Origin of the sequence: Helicobacter didelphidarum (assembly GCF_003364195.1) — a bacterium.
GTDB classification, from domain to species: Bacteria; Campylobacterota; Campylobacteria; order Campylobacterales; family Helicobacteraceae; genus Helicobacter_A; species Helicobacter_A didelphidarum.
On the sequence record NZ_NXLQ01000009.1, the window covers coordinates 54,976 to 74,232 of the forward strand.

Consider the following 19,257-nt stretch of genomic DNA (forward strand, 5'->3'; position numbering starts at 1 on the left):
TACGAATCGTTTCCATAGAAACAAATACATAAAAGATTTGTATCCTTATAAGAATATAGGCTTGAGATTTACCTCCCAATTTCGTTATAATACAAAGCTTAATACATAAAAATAAAAAGGAAAAGCATGTTTGCAATATTGAGAACTTTTTTACTTCAAACAATGCAAAATATTCGAATCTATATAGATAAATTAATTCTTATCTCATGTATATTGGTAAGTGTTTGTATTATCGCTTTTCATTTAAGTTATGGCTTTGAGGATATAGGGGTACGTTTGCAAGAGATTCTCAATAAAGCAAAAAAGAGTGCATTAGAGCCAATTTTAGAATCTAGCAAATTATCGTCGTTACAAAAAAGTATGTTTGTAAAATCGGGCTTTACAATGAGTAAAGAACAACTTGAGTTGGGGAAGATTCTCTATTTTGATCCTCGTCTTAGCGGGGATAAACGACACTCATGCAATACTTGCCATAATCTCGCACTTGCTGGCACAAGCTATATTGACAATAGCAGTGCTAATCCACAAAAGCTTAATGCACCAACGCTTTATAATGCTATTTTTAATGATGTTGCATATTATAGGGGTGCGATTAGTCGTCTTGATAAAGCAGATAAAAATACTACAAATTTTTTAAGCAAAAATGTTCTTGCACGTGCAAGTTTGCATGCTCTTAGTGCAAGCAATGAGATGAATGCTAATGTCGATAAAATGATTGCTATGATTGCTAATTCTGATGAGTATATGGCATATTTTAAACGTGCTTTTGGCTCAAAGGTAAAAGTGAATGCAGATCTTATTTCTCAGAGTTTAGCTGGATTTATCATGTCTTTAAATACTTTTAGTCGATATGATGATTTTTTAATGGGAAATTTGCGTGCATTAAGTCTTGAAGAGGCACAGGGACTAGAATTATTTATTGATAAAGGTTGCGTGGCGTGTCATAATGGAATCAATCTTGGTGGAACGATGCAGCCTTTTGAGGTAATGAGAAAATATCAATTTAGTAATATTGGGGGTTTGCAAAGCGATGCCGACAAAATGCTTAAGGTATCAAGCTTACGCAATATTACATTAAGTGCACCATATTTTCATAATGGTGGTTTTGAAAAATTAGAAGATGCGATTAAAGAAATGGGGCAAATGCAGTTAGGAATAGATTTGAGCAACAAAGAAATCAAACAACTTATACTATTTTTAGAAACATTGCGTGGTAATCTTGATTCTATAAATTTACCAAATCTCCCTCGTATGTAAAATTGGGTTATAAAATAATTATTTTGTGTAGGTAAATGTTCTTTTTTGTATTTTTTGGCAGATATGCTGAACTTTTACTTAGGCTCAATAGTTTTATGTTGCTTTATTTTGGTATGTCTTTTCAAGGAGTAGATTATATTTTGTTTGTTAAATTTATTCTAGATTCTTAATTAGAATATTCATATTTCTTTGTATTGCATCATTGAATCAGATTTTATAATTTTAAAAATAAATCATCAGTCAAATATTTCATATAAAAATGTTTGTTATTTTGTCAGTTCAGAATATAATCTTTCTAATTGTTCTTTCTCACCAAGTAGGATAAGGCTCATATTTTCTTGTATAAATTCTCTATGTGTAATTTCTATGTGGTATTGTTGTGCTAGATATACAATCAAATTATATCGCGAAGCCTTTTCTTGTATGATAATTGTGGTAAGTTGTTTATATTCAATAATTATATTTTTTTCATTTGCTTTACAACAAGCATTGAGGATTGCTTGACTATAAGCACGTACAAGCCCCCCTACACCAAGCTTTGTCCCACCAAAATAACGCACACAAATACATAAAATATTAACCATCTCTTTCCCACGTAAAACCTCAAGCATAGGCACACCAGAACTCCCTTTTGGTTCACCATCGTCGCTACTACCCTCAATAATATGCCCATGCTGATTTAAGATTCGAAAAGCCTCAACAAAATGACATGCCTTTTTATGCTCATCGCGCAAAACCCGCAAGATAGAATCTTTTCGTTGTTTGAAAAAATTTGTTATATCGGAATTTTCCGTATTTTCGCATACATGTGACAAACATGAGTCCATGTTATAGAGATAGGCGAAAAATTTTGATCCTTTAACCTCATGTACCCCCAATGGATTATCACTTGTAGTTTTTTTTAAACAAAACATAACTTTATACAAACCCTTTTCCAACTCTACCAATATTTTGTATTGTAAAATTCAAACTTTCAGTATAAATACTATCATCAATAAACACTTCTTTTGCCTCAAGAATAAGAGTAGCTTGCGTCTCGCTAAAATGTAAAATATCGCGAAATTCACAAAAAAATGCTACTAATGTTCCATGCACCATAGGAGGAAAATCGGGAGATAGAGTTTCTAAGGGAATATTATATTTATCTGCCTCACCAATATTATAAGGTAGTTCGGTGCTTGTTTGTTGCATACATTCTAAAAATTGTGGTTGCACGGTTGAAATAGTGGCAACTTTTGTAAGTTTAGCATTTACAAGTGTATCTTTTGGTTCACCATTACTTTTATTCATAATATTAATACCAAAAATCACAGGTGTAGCACAAAGCGGTGAAAAGAAACTAAAAGGAGCAATATTTATAACTCCAGCACGGCTGATTGTGTTTACCCATGCAATAGGGCGGGGTGTGATAGAATTACTAAGAATCTTATAATTTGCAAGTGGAGTGGAATCTGAAAATGTAAGCAACATGAACTATCCTTTCATATCAATCTGTGAAATTTCCCATTTTGTAGATACATAAAATTTGCCAATTATTGCAAAATTACCAAAAATCGTTCTTAATAATATTATAAAAAATATTTATTCCGAATAATTTTTACAACAATTTTTATTTTCTTTGCTTCAATTATTTAAAATCTCTTGTAATATTAAAGAAAGCTTAAGGAACAATATTCAATACTTCCCTAAGATCTTTTTTATCAATACAATGTGTTGCATGTTGTTTAAGTATTTCTTTTGCACAAAATGCAATCTTTATATCCGCATAATGAAACATTGATAAATCATTCGCTCCATCGCCAATAGCAACACATTGTGATTTGTTTAAACCCAATACACCTTGTAAATTTTGCAACATATTACCTTTCGAATCACCAAACATCATTTCTCCGCCGACTTTACCCGTAAGTTTGGAATCTTTATGGTGCAAGATATTGCTAAAGGTTGCATTTAAACCAAGCGTGTCTTTAAAAGATTCTGTAACAATGCGAAATCCACCGCTAAAACATACAACAACATGTCCTCGATTCCGCAAGGTTTTCACACATTCAATAGCTCCGTTCATAAGATGAAAATCATTTTGAATGCTCTCTTGCACTAATGATAAGGGCATATCTTCTAAAAATGCAACGCGTTTAGTAAGACTCTCAAAAAAATCAAGTTTTCCCTCCATAGCTTCTTTTGTAATATAAGATACAGCAGACTCCACGCGATATCTTTTTGCCAAAATATCAATACTTTCACCATCCATAAGTGTAGAATCAAAATCAAAAACTACCAGCATCGTATTCCTTTCTATAAAATCTTATTTTTATAATAAATTATTTTGTATTTTATGAATTATTGTAAATTATATCTAGCGTTTTTAGAATATTCATCATAAATAATCCAATAATGTTTTTAAATTGCATTTGAATTGAGCAAAACTTCAAATTCTTTTAACAATTCACGCACTTCATTGATACCAATTTCCCAAAACTCTGCTTGATTTACATCAAAGCCAAATTGCAAAATTAAATCTCTTGGGCTTTTGCTCCCACCAGCACTTAAGAAATCAATATAAGTTTTAATAAATTTTTCCTTCTCTTCGCTCTTTTTATATAAACCAAAAAGAGCCAATACTAAAAGTTGACCATACGAATACGCATAGCAATAAAATGGTGAATGAATAAAATGAGGTATGTAACTCCACCAACGAGCATAATTCTTTGTTAGCTTAATGCTATTGCCAAACATTCTTTTATTCTCTTTTAACCAAATTTTATCAAAATCTTCTGTCTTTAATTCACCCTCAATACTATGAATTTCGCGTTCAAAATTTGTCATTACAATCTGGCGAAAAAGTGTTGAAAAAATATCTTCTATCTTTCCTGCATAAATATCAAGCAGCTCTTTTTTTCTTAATGTCTTTTTTAAAGAATCAAATAAAAGCATTTCAGCGAAAACAGAGGCTGTTTCTGCCGTAGTGAGTGGGGTATCGTGATTAAGTGTCCCTTGTATTTTACTTAATTCTTGATGAATAGCATGTCCAAATTCATGTGCAATCGTAAAAGCATCTCGTCTATTCCCGGTATAATTAAGCAACACATAAGGATGCGAACGAGGCACACTTCCATGACTGAATGCACCACCTCGTTTCGCTGGTTTTGGGTGAGAATCTACCCAACCTTCGGTAATTGCTTTATATGCAATCTCATAGAATCTTGGACTAAATTTTGCAAAAGATTCTAAAGTATTTGACAATGCTTCATGAAAACTTAATGAAATACCTTTTTTAGAAAAACCAAGTGGGGCATATCTATCATAATCTTTTAATTTATATTTTAGAATTTGTCCTTTTACATTATAATATCCATGCACCAAATCCATATTCTCATTAACACATGTTATCATGCTATCAACACTTTCTTGTGTGGTTTGATTTGCAATATGGCGGAAAGACTCTGGCTTTTCATATCCACGAAGCTTTTGCATAATAGCAACATTTTTTCTTACCATGTTTAAGACATAGGTAAGTAAATGCGAATGTTTTTTTAAGCCTTGTGTAAAATTTTTCTGTGCTTTTTTGCGTGTTTTTCTGTGTTGTGCATGTAAAAGTGCCAAGATCTCTTCTTCACTAATTTTTTGTTTATTACCTTTTGTATTACGCCATACACCCTTAAAACGCATATTTGCTAAACTTTCATCAAAAAGCCTTGAGAACGCATCAACACCAACAGGAGAAAGATTAAGAACCACTTGTTCTTCTTGTAAGCTTAGTTTATATTTCTTATTCTCTTTGAGATTTTCTAAAAAGAATGTATATTTTTTACTATTTTTAATAAAATCTTGCATTTTTTTAGAATCTAAATTCGCAAATTCTAGTTCAAAAAACATAATTTTTGCATATAGATTGTTACATTTTATTTCATAATCAGCATAGAGTCCCCCATAATTTTTACTATCAACCGCAAATTGTAAAAAAACATAAGTCATTACTGCACCTAAATCTTCGCAAAGATTCTCATATTCTTCTAGTGCTTTTTCAAAATCTTTAGATTCTAAGCTTGATAATTTCTCTTTGTATGTTTTTTCAAAAGTATCAAACTTAGAATCTAATCCACTATAAAACTTTTCCAAATCCTCATTATTTTTAAAGAGCGAATCTAAATTAAAATGAAGTTCTGAAAAATCCATTTTTTTATCTTTTTTAAGAATTTTTGCAAGAGATTGAATATTCTTTTGCTTCTTTGTTGTATCTTTAACATGAGAGACATCATTTGCTACTTTGCTTATCTTATCTTTACTATTTTCCTGACTTTGCATAGCCTCATATTCCTTTCTAACCTCTTTGGCACTTGCAGACTGAGGTATTTGTGTTTCCTTTTTCTTTCCAGCAGTTTGTGATTTTTTGACTGATTTTCCGCTATTATTACTCACATTGTTTGTGATTTTTTGAGATACTTCACTCATTGGCACTTCCTTACAAAAAGAACTATAACATATATTATAATATGATAAAGTTGTAATTTAGCTTAAAAGGGTAATTATGTTTGTTGCTTATGATGATAAAGATTTATCAGATTCTAATTTAAAACTAAAATTTCATACAAAATTTTTAGCTTTTATTTTTTCAGTTGGATTAAGTATTGTGTTTTTTGTAGCTTATCTTTCATTAAAGGGTCTAAAAAGTGATTTTGATAATAGTTTCCCCGAATCACTGAATGAAATTAATCTCTTAAATGAGTTTCAAACTCAATATATGCTTGAAACAATCAACATTTTACAAAATCCAGTATCCATAAATCCGCGTACCAAAAGTCTCTATTTATGGGAACTTTATAGTAATCATATACATTTAGCACAGAGACAAAATATCTTTATGTTTTTACGTGAATTATATCAAAATCTTTTTCTCACTTATGAGGTTGCAAAAATTAAACAATTAAATGCACAAAAGCAACAGCTTATAGAATATCTTGATTACATCATTATGCGAGGTTCTCCAGAAGCCCAAAATACTCAAAATTCACTTTTGCAACATTCACGAATTATCAATGAAATGAGTTCTAAAATTATCAATACACAAGTAGCCATTCATGTGGCAGAAAAAAAGACAACCGATACTTTCCATATAGTTACAGTTGGTATGCTATCAACAGTAACTTTTGCAGTATTTGGAATCGTAGTAAGTCTTAGTGCTACTATACTTACTTTTATACAACGATTTAATATTTATCTAAAAAAGCTTTTTGATAATGCTACAAGAGAACTTTCTATGCTCAATTCACATTTACAAGAAGAAATAAATAAGCAAGTAAAAATTATGCAAGAAAAAGATAAACTTCTTTATACACAATCCAAACTTGCTTCAATGGGAGAAATGATACAAAATATAGCACATCAATGGCGGCAACCTCTTAATTCTCTTATTCTTGTTATCCAGTCTATTAAAAGTAAATTTGAACGAGAAACGCTTACACCAGAAATTATGAAAGAGCAAACAAAACTCGCAATGAAAATTGCACAAAATATGAGCAATACGATTGATAATTTTCGAAGCTTCTTCCATTTAGAAACGAAATTTGAAGTATTTAATATATTTAATACAATCAACCATGCTATAGTTCTCAATAAACCAATTTTTGATTCATTAGATATTCGAGTAAATTTGGAATGTGATAAGACGATGGAATTCTTTGGGAGTAAAAATATGTTAATACAAGTCCTGCTTGTATTATTGAGTAATTCTAAAGATGCATTAAGCGAGCAGCGTATTACACGCCCTCAATGCTTCATTAAAGTCGAAAAAGAAGAAGAGTATATTGTTATTCATTATTATGACAATGGTGGAGGAATCCATGATAATGTTCTTGATAAAATTTTTGAACCATATTTTACAACTAAGCATAAGAGTCTGGGAACAGGCGTGGGGTTGTATATGGCACGAGAACTCCTTATGAATCATTTTAGAGGAGAGATTCTAGTAGATAACTATGAATTTTTTATTGATAAAGATTATTGCAAGGGAGCATTATTTGTGCTAAAATTACAAATTACACAAGAAATCTTATTGAGGGAAAAAAGTGGGGAATTTGGAATATCTTAAGAATATGACAATTCTTTTTGTTGAAGATGAACGAGAATCTCGTGAAATATTATCGGGGATTCTTATGGATTATGCAGGGGAGGTCATTGTAAAGAACAATGGTGTTGACGCACTTAGAGCTTTTTCTCAAGTAAAAATTGACTTAATTGTTTCTGATATTTTAATGCCAAAAATGGATGGTATAGCTTTTGCAAGAGCAATTCGTAGTGGAGAAAATGATCCATCTGTGCCAATTATTCTTACAACTGCATTCACAGATACACAATATTTGCTTGATTCTATACAATTAAAAGTCGATGGATATGTGTTAAAACCCATTGATTTTGATGATCTTTTGGAAACAATACAAAAAGCTTTGTTACCTAGAATGCAAACTCAAGAATTACAGCTAAAAAATCGTTTATTGCGAACCTTAAGTGCGTTTTATGGAGGGAAAAAGATTGAGCTTATTCAATATTTAATTGAGCATTGCAATAGTGAATGTATATTTTACGGAAGCCATGATGATATAGCTAAGAAACTTAACATGAGTCGCCAAACAATCGCTAAAGCTTTCCAGGAATTGGTTGATTTTGGTTTATTGACAAAAGTAAGGAATAAAACATATCGTTTAAATGAATATAAATAATCATGGAGTAAGAGCATGTTAAAAGATTTATGTGTAAAGGGGTTGTATGGCTAAAAAATGGACTTATAAAAAAATCAATAACGCACAAGAACAATATAAGAGTGTAATATTTTTCTGTATTGTATTTGCTATACCTCTCCATAGTATAACACAACAGCACCAACAAAAATCAGAAAATATTGAAGATTCTCTATCATCCACCAAGCAATCTCAATCTTTGCCAACCATAAAAGATAAAAGCAATATTACAGAATCACAAAAAAAAGGAAAAAATAAACAAGAAGAACAATCTACCACGCAAGACCAAACAACACAAGATTTCTCAAAAAGAAGAATTCTTTATGCACATAATGGTTTTGAAGTTCCTGTGCCTTTTTTCTATGTTCAGGCAGGAATCGGTATGACTTTTACCTCTAAGTTAGCACGTATTGATCCAACAATCACAAGCGATATATTGCCTACCTTTGGCATTGCTCTAGGTTTTAATCAACAATTTAATCTACCAAATGTTTATGCAGGAATAAAATTACAAATCAATTATGAAGTTGCTCTGCATTCGCTTGGAGAAAACACGCGATTCTATAAAAATTCTGGCTTACAATTTACTGGTTATATTGGTTTTTATCGATTTTTACCTTATGTTGGATTTGTATATGAAATCATGGAGGGAGGTAAAACCATTCTACCATCATTTAATCTTGATGGTAGATATACCTCGTATGGACCTGGTGTTGTGTGGGGGCTAAATGTTGTCTTTACTAAACATAATGCAATTGATTTATCTGTGCGTCATTCTCAAATTTATGAATTTCAACCAAGAGTAATACTTAATTATGAACTAAGATTCTAAAATCATAAATAGCATGACACTTTTTAAGTTTTCAAGTATATTTTTTGCATTATTAAAAAATATACTTATATCCAATCTGTGTGCGTATAGGTGAATACATTATACCAAATGGTTTATCAAATGCCTCAATACTCCAAGTGATAATTGGGATTTGCACACCAATATCAATACGATTGTGTTCACCTAATCCAAAGCTTAACCCTGTGCGACCAAGAATTGGTATCTCTCCTTTTAATGCAGGATTAATTAAAGCTTGAAAACTGCTACCAACACCAACATAGAATCCCATTGAAAATCTATCACTTTTAAGGAAATTTAGTAGGAAATCCACCCCCAAATTAATTTCTGCGGTTTCAAATGCACTTGTATATCCCACACCAACAAACCACCTAAATCCCACATAATTATAAATGTGTTCTGTCCCCACATCTAATCCAGCATAGAAATTGTGATCTTGTATCGCACTAAATGCACTACTACCCAAAACCCCATTATTCCCACGCAATACAGATTCAAATTTACCCATATCATAACCGGCTTGTATCCCAACAAATACCCTTGCTGATGCAATGGTAGAACTTAACAATACAATACTTGCCATAATTGATATTTTTTTCATATTATTCCTTATTAATAATTTGGACGAATAAAGCTTTCCACCCATTCAATCAGCTGGAATTATATCATAAATAATTTTATATTTATTTTTGTGTGCAATGTTTTTCTATAAAGTAAATCTAAAATGATACCCGTGATTCTATTCTAATACTACCAAGCTTGTAAAATTTATTTTTAAATTAAAACGAATATAGGATAAATCTTTGCAACTTAATTTTTCAAACTTAGCACTTATTGTTTTGTTACCGCAAAAATAATATCATCTGCAGAAAGTCCATATTTAATTTGAAACTCGTCTTTAAAGGCTTCCATTATTTTTTCTTCAATAACATTAAATCCAGAATCCTTTAATCTTTTAACAAAATCATTTTTTTCATATAATCTTACATGATCTTCTTGTCCAAAAGCCTTTTCTCTTTCTTCTGGTGCTGTAATTGTAAAATCCTCAAATGTAGTTGTGAGTTCTGTTTTGTCAAATGGATGAATTTTGCCAAATGGAACTTGTAAAATAGCTATACCTTGTGGATGCAATACGCGGAATAACTCAGTCATAGCTTTGCTATCATCTTCAATATGTTCGAGGACATGTGAGCAAAAAATAATATCAAAGGTATTATCATCAAAAGTAATATTTGTTATATCTTGAACACACATAGCTTTTTCTGGCTCAATATCACAGCTAATATATTCTATATTCTTAAACATTTTAAAAATGCTGGTTATAGATTTCTCTGGGGCAAAGTGTAGGACTTTTATAGATTTACTTGCAAAAAGATTAATTTTACTCAAAAGATAAAAGTAAGATAAACGGTGTCGCTCAAGGCTTCCGCATTTTGGACATAGGGCATCTCTTGCTATAAGACCAAACATTGCAAATTTATTACCGCTCCAATTGCATATAGGACATAAAACATTTTCATTTATTAGATCTTTTTTATAAAAAGTTATACCAAAAATTTTATAGATCAATTGTGATGTGAAGTTCCCCCCCCCCCCCCATAATATATTTTAGACTTATATTTTGTTGAAGTTCGTGTTGTGTCATGATTATTCCTTATACAGATTTTAATGAGGATTTATACCGTATTATACTAAAAATATAAGGTAAATCAGTTAGAAGTATCGCAATATATTGTGTAAGTTGTAATGCAAAATGCTTTAATTGCAATATGCAAACATTTTCATTAAGAAAATATATACCCAAATTGCTTTGTATGAGGTGAATATTACATAAAAATCTAATTAGAAATCTCAAATTAAATTTCTTATTTATTCCAAAATTACTAAAAACTTGTTACTCGTAATCCCACACCAATCCTTTGAGAAAGTATATTATATTCATATAAACTATCTCCATAACCATAGAAATACTGTCCATATAAAGACACATAGCGATTGAGAGCAAAAGCATAACCTAAACGCATAGAGCCATGATATTTTGTATAATCAGAAATAATTGGTGATATGTGTAATTCTACCAAATGCCGTTTATAACGATAATAGAGTTTTGTATTTGCATAGCCCATGTATTCGGGTAAATCCAAGTTATCCCTTCGTTTTGGAATATATGGCCAAACACTAAGATGGATTCCAAAAATATGAGATTTATAATCAGCTTCCCAAATTATATCAAAGAGTATTCTATTGCCAGCACTCCTAGAGCGACATTCGCTTGGAATGTAGGTTGGGCTAGTTCTTACACATTCATCTCCACCAATACCATTGCTAAAATGAATAAAACCAATTCTTAATTCTTTAATTTTTCCACCAAAAAGTTTCCAATCACCCGGATAAGAATAAAATATTGATGGTTTGTAGTTTGTATCGCGAACAGGATTTGAATATCGATTGTTAAATTGCTGAAACCACATTTGTTGTGTGTAAGCAAAGAAAATTGTTCCCTTACTCCATAAAGCTCCCCTCCATAGAGGGACACGAAAACTCATTTGAAACTTCAATTCACTTGGGATATTATTTCCATAGATTCCATGAGGTGGCAAACTATATTGGTAGATAAAATATGTCCCCTCATGTTCTAGTAATTGCATATAATATTGATAAGATTTTTCTGCAATTTGTGCTCTTTGTTTATAAAGTTCTGTATCAAAAAAATGCTTTTTTGTTTTTGTCCAAAAACTTTCTTTTTTCTGTGAAATAACTGATGTGGAGTTTGTTAGATCTACATCAGAATCTCTATGAGTAGCAAACACTAGAGGATGCAACATTTTTGGGTTATGGATGGCATAGATATTCTTGAAAATTTGATTAGGCGAAGTTTTAGTATTAAATAAGTGCAAATCTAACTCAACATTATTATAATTTTGTATTATTGTATCATTTTTATTCTCTTTTATATGTGCGAAACATATTGCATGGAAGAAGAATATAATCAGAATAAATAATATTTTGTTTAAAAATCTTTTTGTAACATCTTTAGCCCATAATGTTTTAGTATTTTTTATTTTTACATAACTTTCATACAATATTAAATAAGTATATAAAAACTTACCCTTACCCATAACCTATTCTCCAAAAAAGAGTATTATATACTATAAAATATAAAATTGTAATAAAAATACATTTTTCACATCTTTTATATTAAAATCCATGCACATAGATTTTTGTCTTAATCTTTTTACATAATATTCAGTCAAAATTTTACAAGAGATTACCTAAATTTCATGAGAGATTTTTTTACATTTGAGCTTACAATTAAGGTTTTTTAGTAATGAAAAATGGTTTTTTACCAAAGATAGTATTTATGAAAGAAAAATTACTATTCCATTTTTATCATAAACGATTGTCTATTTCGTAATAGATAATAACAATTATTCAACGGTTACACTTTTAGCAAGGTTGCGTGGCATATCTACATCACGGTTAAGTCTCACAGCAATCTCTAAAGCAAGAAGTTGTAAAATTACCATCATTGCAAAAAATTCTTCCATATAGCTTTGATAATTTGGAATCTTTACTACATCATCAGCCAAATCAAAGTCAAGTGGTGTAATGGCACAAATAGTAGAATCTCTTGCAATAATTTCTTCCACATTACTTTTATTTTTGTTATATAGAAGATTTTTTGGCATAAGAGCAAGAGTAAAAAGTTCGCTATCAGCAAGTGCGATTGGTCCGTGTTTCATTTCTCCACTTGGATAACCCTCTGCATGTAAATAGCTAATCTCTTTGAGTTTTAATGCACCTTCTAAAGCCAAAGGATAAAAAATATCTCGTCCGATAAAGAAAAAACCATGTCCATGCAAATACCTGCGTGAAAGTCGCTTGATTTTATCATGTATTTGTGCTTGAACTTTTGTAGCTTTTTGTGCATTAAGCATTGCTTTAATTTCACTTTTTATTCCAATTTCATTAATTCTTTTGCGTTTAATGCCGAGTAAAACAGAAAAAATCCACAATACCATTACTTGAGTTGCAAATGCTTTTGTGCTAGCAACGCCTTTTTCTATTCCTGCACGCGTGAGGAGGGAATAATCAGCTAAACGCACCATAGCACTATTATCTACATTACAAATTGCAAGTGTTATCAATCCTTCATCTTTTGCAAGTTTAAGTGCTTGAAGTGTATCTGCTGTTTCTCCGCTTTGTGAAATCGCAATGAAAAGTTCATCTTTTTCTAGCACGGGTTTTGCATAACGAAATTCACTTGCAATATGAGTCGTAACACGCACCCTTGCTTTTCTTTCAATAAGATATTTACCAACAAGTGCACTATGATGGCTTGTCCCGCATGCACAAATTGCTATGCTCCTAAATCTTTCAAAAAAGTCAGAATCTAATTCATCAAGTATAATACCATCTTCACTTACTCTTCCCATCATCGTTTCAAGTAAGATGCTTTCTTGTTCATAAATTTCTTTTTCCATAAAAAACCGATAACCTTCTTTTTGTGCTGATATTTTATTTGCATAAAAAGGTTGTATATTGTGGAGATTCTGGAATCCATACATGTCAATTTCACCACAATTACCATCTTGCAAATACACAACTTTATCTACAAGACCAATAAGTGCTGCATCACTACTTGCAAAAAATATTGCACCACCTTTGTGTTCATCATGTTGTTTGGAACAAACCCCTATCATCAATGGTGAATGTTGTTTGGCATAAAAAATTTTATTTGGCTCAAGCTTTGTGATGAGTAAAATGGCATAGCTTCCAATAAGTCGTTGTATAGTCTTTGAAAAGGCTTCTTGTGCTGTGTAATTTTTTGCATAAGATTCAAACAAATGCACAATAACTTCCGTGTCTGTTTGGCTTGAGAAAACAACTCCTTGAGATTCTAATTCTTGTTTTAATTCTTTGTAGTTTTCGATGATCCCATTATGCACAAGTGCACTTTGTGTTCCTATGTGTGGATGAGCATTAATCTCTGTTGGACTACCATGTGTAGCCCATCTTGTATGCCCTATGGCTAAACCATATCCGCAGAAAACCTCATCATGAAGTTTAGCATTTATGATCGTAGATTCTAAGTTTGTAAGTTTGCCAACCGCACGAAAAACCTTTAAATCATCATTTTGTAATATTGCCATTCCTGCACTATCATATCCACGATATTCAAGTTCTCTTAAGCCATTAATGATAGTTTCTTTTTTATTTTGATTCCCAATATAACCTATTATTCCACACATTTTAACCTCTCAACAATCTTATTTTGTGATGATATATTTGATTTTTACAAGAATTGAAATAAGATTCTAGCAAAATAATATGAATACTTAAAGATTGTTCATGTTTGCAAAAAAACTTAATTCCATATGATTGGAGAAATAATTTTAGAATCTTTATTCCTTTAATTTTTTGATAAAAATAAGAATTTCTAAAAATTTAATGGCTATAATGTGTGTAAAGAATTTTGATTATTAAAGGGTTGTTATGAATAAGATAAGAGAGCAAGTTATGTTAAAATTTTGTAAATTACACAAAGATGCAATTATTCCAACATTTGGGAGTGAAGAGGCTGCGGGATTTGATTTTTATGCTCTAGAATCTTATAAGATACCTGCTGGTCAAAGTGCATTCATTCGCACGGGACTTTGCATGGAGATTGAAGCTGGATATGAAATACAAGTGCGTTCGCGGAGCGGTTTAGCATTGAAGCACAGAATTATGGTGCTTAATTCACCTGGAACAGTTGATAGTGATTATAGAGGAGAACTTATGGTTATTTTAGCGAATTTTGGAGATGATTTTGAAATTAAACAAGGCGATAGAATTGCACAAGGAATTGTGCAAAAACTTCCACAAGTAAAGATTGTTGAGGTTGAGGCGGTAAACACAACCAAACGAGGGATTGGTGGGTTTGGTAGCACAGGAATCTAGAATGATAGATGCGAAACGATATTGTGATGAGTTGCCACAAGATAAAACTTCTTGTATATAGAAGCTTGTGAGCTGGCTCACAACGAGATTTCGCATAACATAACATAGAATCTAAGCACTTTTACAAACTTTAAAGCAAAGTAATTGAGTATTAAACTTCTAAATTTCTTTCATGGCGATTGTATCAAGTTCTTTTAAAATCTCAATCAATGATTTTAACTTCTTTAATTCAATCATATTTGGACCATCGCTTAGAGATTCTGCTGGATTAAAATGTGTTTCCATAAAATATCCATCAACCCCAACGCTTGCGGCAGCACGTGCAAGATAAGGGACAAAGCTAGAATCCCCACCACTTTTACCTGCTAATCCACCGGGCATTTGCACACTATGTGTCGCATCAAAAATAACCGGAGCAAATTTCCTCATAATAACAAGCGAACGCATATCAACTATGAGATTTCCATAGCCAAATGTGCTACCTCTTTCTGTGAGCCAAATCCCATATTTTTGACTAAGTAAGTTTGGATTTTTATTAAATTCAGAATCTGTTATATCTGGATTTCGTGTTTTTATAACTTTTAGAATACTATACTTCATATCATTAGGATTCATAAATTGCCCTTTTTTGATATTTATCTTTGCATTTGTTTTTGCACTTGCAACAATAAGGTCTGTTTGCCTACATAAGAATGCTGGAATTTGAATTACATCAACGACTTCTGCCAAAGCTGTCGCTTGAGAACTCTCATGAATATCAGTAATTATTTTGTAACCAAAATCTTTTTTTACACTCTCAAGCAAACGCAACCCTTCATCTAATCCAGGTCCTCGATAGCTTTCTAAACTTGTGCGATTTGCTTTATCAAAACTCGCCTTAAAATAAAAATCAATTTCTGAATCTTGACTAGCAAACTCAAGTTCTTTTGCAATTTTATAGAGATTCTCTTTATTTTCTATTACACATGGACCACTAAAAAGTATCATGATTATTCCTTGATTTTCAAATTTTAATTTCAATTATAAATTAGAAAAGTGTATCAATGTGTAATAATAAGGCTTTTTGACATATTTTGATTTCTAAATTAGTATTTTAGCTTTATCTATTGCTACATTATCATATTTTATTACCTCAAAACATAGAGATTCTACAAAATTCTAGTCTTTTATTATTTTGGAATCTCTTTTTGTTTAGATTTTTCCATTTGAGAAAATTTTTGATAATATATCACATAAGAAATTTGAAATATTTTGAGTTTTATTCAAAATTTTCATAAATGATAATTAGCGATTTGTATGATATGGAAGTAAAAGCTACCATAAAACTTTTCGAATAAATGAAGAATCTAAAGTTATTCATTATAATTCTGTAATGTTTGTGTAATTTAAAATTCTTATAATAAAGATTCTATGCGTCAATTAGAATAATTACAAATCATAATTCTTATAAAATTTTTGAATTTGTATATAGCATAAAAAGAAAAAAAAATGATTCATATAAAAGATTCTCGATATAATAAAACAACAAAAAGAGTATCCTTAAATGTCATGCGTTGGCGTGTATTTTATGCACATAAAATTGCTCGATATTGTTTATTTTTCTTTCTTTTTTGTTTCATATTAAGTATTTTTGCTCCATTTTTAGCAAATGAAAAACCTATTCTGATATATAAAGATTCTAGATTTTATTTTCCGATATTTAAAGATTATGCAGAGAGTGAGTTTGGTGGTGACTTTGATACCTTACCTGATTATAGAGATCCTTTTGTAAAACAGCTTTTCACAAATGATTTTATCATTTATCCTTTTATAGAATATGCCCCAGATAGTGTAGATTGGGAGCTTAATGGTATTCCACCAACTCCGCCTGATAAAAAACATATCTTAGGTACAGATGATCAAGGACGCGATGTTGCGGCACGACTTATTTATGGATTGCGAACTTCTCTTTTATTTGGTTTAATATTAAGTGTGTTTAGTGTGATTATTGGCGTATGTATCGGTGGCATACAAGGATATTATGGTGGTTTGGTAGATTTATTCGGGCAGAGAATCTTAGAAATTTGGAATGGGATTCCAACACTTTTTTTGATTATTATTGTTTCAAGCTTTATATTGCCATCATTTTGGATTATTTTAGGCATTGTGCTTTTATTTAGTTGGACTGGTATTGTCGGTATCGTGCGTGCAGAGTTCTTGAGGGCGAGGACACAAGATTATGTAAAAGCTTCAAAAGCATTGGGATTTAGTGATTTAAGGATTATGTTTGTGCATATTTTACCAAATGCACTTGTGGCGACTATAACCTATATCCCATTTATCGTGATTGGAAGCATTACGACATTAGCAACATTAGATTTTTTAGGATTTGGTATGCCACTTGGAAGTGCTAGTCTTGGTGAGTTATTGCAACAAGGTAAAAATAATATCCAATCGCCACATTTAGGAATCATTGGCTTTGTAACCATGTCTCTTGTATTATCATCTCTTGTGTTTATCGGCGAAGGTGTGCGAGAAGCATTTGGGAAAAAACCAAGGTTGTGAGAGACCGCCTTGTGTAAAAATAGTGTAATAAATTTGTTTTAGAGCCATAAAAAACTTATAGTATTTTTTTGCGATACTATTTAAGGTTTTTCAAAATCTTAAAACTGACTCAAACATTATTCAAATATCTTAATTATTTCTGTGATAAGAGTATTTTATCTTTTGTGTAATTTCTTTTTTATGAATCTTATCATATCGCGAGGAAACATACGGCATGATATAAGTGTGTTGATGGATTGTGCTATTTTTGGGTATTTAAATAAATGTGCATATTCATTTTTTTTGTTTTGCCATTGTTTTTGCAAAATGAGAATCTCATCAAAGTATAGTGCAAATTTTATACCATAATGTTGTCTCACAAATTCTCTAAACACAGATAAATCAGGATTTGATGGTATATAAACCCATGGAAAACTAAGCAACCTAAAATATTCTTCTAATTTCCTCTCATCGTAATCATGAAGAATGCAAGAGCCAATATTTTGAAACATCGATTTATAATTAGCATATGGATCTGGAATTATTTTGAGTCCATTAAGTGCAAGAAATAATAACAAACAGATATTTGCTTGTTTGGTTTGTAAAGAACAATGATAACCTAAATCATGTAATATGATGGTAGCATTCTTGCTTAGATATGGTAACACCATTAAGAAATCCATAGCCTCGCCGGGTGCGGAATGAACTGTATCAATGATGCAAAAATCTATATCTTTACCAATCTTTTGGATATGATTAACAATAAATCCACCTGTATAAAGATGCCATTTATCTTTTAGGTGGGGAGCTAAATTTTCAACCAAGAAGCCACTGTTTCTATATTGCGGGGGGGGGGGGGGTAATTATATCACGGTAGTATTTTGTATTATAATCACAGGAATGAAGCTCTATATTATCTATTTGGTTTGTTTTGTCTAAGTAATCTAAAATTATTACACTATTTGCCCCTGCTGCAATTCCTACTTCAAGGATTTTCTTTGGCTTACTAGATTCTAAAGTTTGGACAAGAAACTCCCTCTCCTCCATAGTCATCTCTGAATACTTCTCTATTATTTCGTTTTGTATCATAAACTCATCTTTTAAATAATTTTGATATTAAATTAAACAAAAAATATTCCATAATACTTACCTGCAATCCCAAATTTCTTAAAATATTTTAAGAAATTTTTTAATTTATAGTTTTATTCTTAAAACTCTTACAAATTCTATAACACTTAAATAAAAAACTAAAAGGATTTTGCACAAAAGCTTCACCTAATTTATAAAATAATTTCCCTTTAATTTTTAAAGCTTCTTCATAATCGGGATATTGTTCTAATGGTTTAAGTTGTAGTTCAGGTCTAAATGTAATCATGGCCTTATATACTTTTCGTTCAAATCTATATTTTCTTATAAGGCGAATCAAAGTAAAAGGTAGTTTTAGCAGTTTAAAAGGATTTTTAGCCTTCATGAGTGCATTGCCAAGCCTATATTCAAGTTTATTTTGAATAATATTACAAGCACTATTTTGCATTAGTTGTTTATAATCTTTATAAGAATATTTTAAAATGATTTGCAAGCATTTGTAATTCATTAGATTATATATGTAATCAGAATCTACATCGTTCAGTCCCAAGTCTTTCGCTATATATTTATTTATGGCTTTATATATAATCTTCTGTGATTTGTCATCTTGATTCACAGATAAATGCCAGAGACAAAAATCTAGAGCAAAATTAGTAAAGCTTTGTGAAACTAGACTGTAGCCGACCCCCCCCCCCCAACCCCCCCCACACCTCCCCCCCACCCCCCCCCCCCCCCCCCCCCCCACCCCCCCCTCCCCCCTCCCCCCTACACCAACCTACACAACCCCTCACCCCGCACAGACAACCCATTCAACCATCCTAGCACATGCGACTTCACTAATAATCGCATCATCCATACCAATTT

18 protein-coding genes are annotated in these 19,257 nt (G+C 31.3%); 6 read left to right on the forward strand and 12 right to left on the reverse strand.

Features of this window, described 5'->3' with window-relative positions; translation table 11 throughout:
• Positions 1-126: 126 nt before the first annotated feature.
• The gene (locus CQA53_RS05480; protein ID WP_245945707.1) at positions 127-1,257 is read left to right on the forward strand and encodes a cytochrome-c peroxidase; all 1,131 of its coding nucleotides are present in this window, start codon (positions 127-129) and stop codon (positions 1,255-1,257) included.
• A gap of 266 nt (positions 1,258-1,523) precedes the next feature.
• On the opposite strand, the gene CQA53_RS05485 is transcribed toward CQA53_RS05480, so the two are convergent.
• From CQA53_RS05485 to CQA53_RS05500, 4 genes are all read right to left on the reverse strand, one after another.
• A complete protein-coding gene (locus CQA53_RS05485; RefSeq protein WP_245945708.1) occupies positions 1,524-2,171 on the reverse strand; it encodes an IMPACT family protein in 648 nt (215 codons plus the stop codon).
• A gap of 4 nt (positions 2,172-2,175) precedes the next feature.
• Positions 2,176-2,727 carry a flavin reductase family protein gene (locus tag CQA53_RS05490; RefSeq protein ID WP_115543015.1) on the reverse strand — a complete coding sequence of 184 codons (552 nt, stop codon included), beginning with the start codon at positions 2,725-2,727 and terminating at the stop codon, positions 2,176-2,178.
• A gap of 190 nt (positions 2,728-2,917) precedes the next feature.
• Complete coding sequence (gene serB / locus CQA53_RS05495; RefSeq protein ID WP_115543016.1) at positions 2,918-3,541, reverse strand: phosphoserine phosphatase SerB; 624 nt, start codon at positions 3,539-3,541, stop codon at positions 2,918-2,920.
• Between the two features lie 116 nt (positions 3,542-3,657).
• Complete coding sequence (locus CQA53_RS05500; protein ID WP_181882368.1) at positions 3,658-5,433, reverse strand: M3 family oligoendopeptidase; 1,776 nt, start codon at positions 5,431-5,433, stop codon at positions 3,658-3,660.
• Between the two features lie 352 nt (positions 5,434-5,785).
• Here CQA53_RS05500 and CQA53_RS05505 point away from each other — a divergent pair, with 352 nt between their 5' ends.
• From CQA53_RS05505 to CQA53_RS05515, 3 genes are read left to right on the forward strand one after another with little or no spacing between them, the layout of a single operon-like run.
• Entirely contained in the window at positions 5,786-7,345 is a 1,560-nt protein-coding gene (locus CQA53_RS05505) for a sensor histidine kinase (RefSeq protein ID WP_115543017.1), read from the forward strand.
• Positions 7,323-7,973, forward strand: a complete 651-nt coding sequence (locus tag CQA53_RS05510) for a response regulator (RefSeq protein ID WP_245945709.1) — start codon at positions 7,323-7,325, stop codon at positions 7,971-7,973. The genes CQA53_RS05505 and CQA53_RS05510 overlap by 23 nt, the downstream gene beginning before the upstream one ends.
• A 46-nt stretch (positions 7,974-8,019) precedes the next feature.
• Positions 8,020-8,823 (forward strand): hypothetical protein, encoded by an 804-nt coding sequence (locus tag CQA53_RS05515; protein ID WP_115543018.1) that lies wholly within the window; start codon positions 8,020-8,022, stop codon positions 8,821-8,823.
• 52 nt (positions 8,824-8,875) lie between these two features.
• On the opposite strand, the gene CQA53_RS05520 is transcribed toward CQA53_RS05515, so the two are convergent.
• The 4 genes from CQA53_RS05520 to glmS all read right to left on the reverse strand — a co-directional run bounded on the left by CQA53_RS05520 (position 8,876) and on the right by glmS (position 14,093).
• The gene (locus tag CQA53_RS05520; RefSeq protein WP_115543019.1) at positions 8,876-9,442 is read right to left on the reverse strand and encodes a porin family protein; all 567 of its coding nucleotides are present in this window, start codon (positions 9,440-9,442) and stop codon (positions 8,876-8,878) included.
• Between the two features lie 230 nt (positions 9,443-9,672).
• Positions 9,673-10,311, reverse strand: a complete 639-nt coding sequence (locus tag CQA53_RS05525) for a class I SAM-dependent methyltransferase (RefSeq protein WP_147290000.1) — start codon at positions 10,309-10,311, stop codon at positions 9,673-9,675.
• A gap of 413 nt (positions 10,312-10,724) precedes the next feature.
• Entirely contained in the window at positions 10,725-11,960 is a 1,236-nt protein-coding gene (locus CQA53_RS05530) for a phospholipase A (protein ID WP_245945711.1), read from the reverse strand.
• A 309-nt stretch (positions 11,961-12,269) separates the two neighbouring features.
• Positions 12,270-14,093: a glutamine--fructose-6-phosphate transaminase (isomerizing) gene (glmS, locus tag CQA53_RS05535; protein ID WP_115543021.1), complete on the reverse strand. Its 1,824-nt coding sequence runs from the start codon at positions 14,091-14,093 to the stop codon at positions 12,270-12,272.
• Positions 14,094-14,337: 244 nt separating this feature from the next.
• On the opposite strand from glmS, the gene dut reads away from it, so the two are divergent.
• A complete protein-coding gene (dut, locus tag CQA53_RS05540; RefSeq protein ID WP_115543022.1) occupies positions 14,338-14,784 on the forward strand; it encodes a dUTP diphosphatase in 447 nt (148 codons plus the stop codon).
• Positions 14,785-14,943: 159 nt separating this feature from the next.
• Here the strand turns inward: dut and kdsA are convergent, their stop codons facing one another.
• Entirely contained in the window at positions 14,944-15,771 is an 828-nt protein-coding gene (kdsA, locus tag CQA53_RS05545; RefSeq protein ID WP_115543023.1) for a 3-deoxy-8-phosphooctulonate synthase, read from the reverse strand.
• A 501-nt stretch (positions 15,772-16,272) separates the two neighbouring features.
• Here kdsA and CQA53_RS05550 point away from each other — a divergent pair.
• The gene (locus CQA53_RS05550) at positions 16,273-17,328 is read left to right on the forward strand and encodes an ABC transporter permease (RefSeq protein WP_115543024.1); all 1,056 of its coding nucleotides are present in this window, start codon (positions 16,273-16,275) and stop codon (positions 17,326-17,328) included.
• Positions 17,329-17,483: 155 nt separating this feature from the next.
• Here CQA53_RS05550 and CQA53_RS05555 read toward each other — a convergent pair whose 3' ends face one another.
• The 3 genes from CQA53_RS05555 to CQA53_RS12295 all read right to left on the reverse strand — a co-directional run bounded on the left by CQA53_RS05555 (position 17,484) and on the right by CQA53_RS12295 (position 19,138).
• The gene (locus CQA53_RS05555) at positions 17,484-18,131 is read right to left on the reverse strand and encodes a class I SAM-dependent methyltransferase (RefSeq protein ID WP_181882366.1); all 648 of its coding nucleotides are present in this window, start codon (positions 18,129-18,131) and stop codon (positions 17,484-17,486) included.
• Between the two features lie 13 nt (positions 18,132-18,144).
• On the reverse strand, positions 18,145-18,396 hold the full coding sequence (locus CQA53_RS05560) for an O-methyltransferase (protein WP_115543025.1): 252 nt from the start codon (positions 18,394-18,396) through the stop codon (positions 18,145-18,147).
• 100 nt (positions 18,397-18,496) lie between these two features.
• The gene (locus tag CQA53_RS12295) at positions 18,497-19,138 is read right to left on the reverse strand and encodes a hypothetical protein (protein WP_181882367.1); all 642 of its coding nucleotides are present in this window, start codon (positions 19,136-19,138) and stop codon (positions 18,497-18,499) included.
• Between the last annotated feature and the right edge of the window lie 119 nt (positions 19,139-19,257).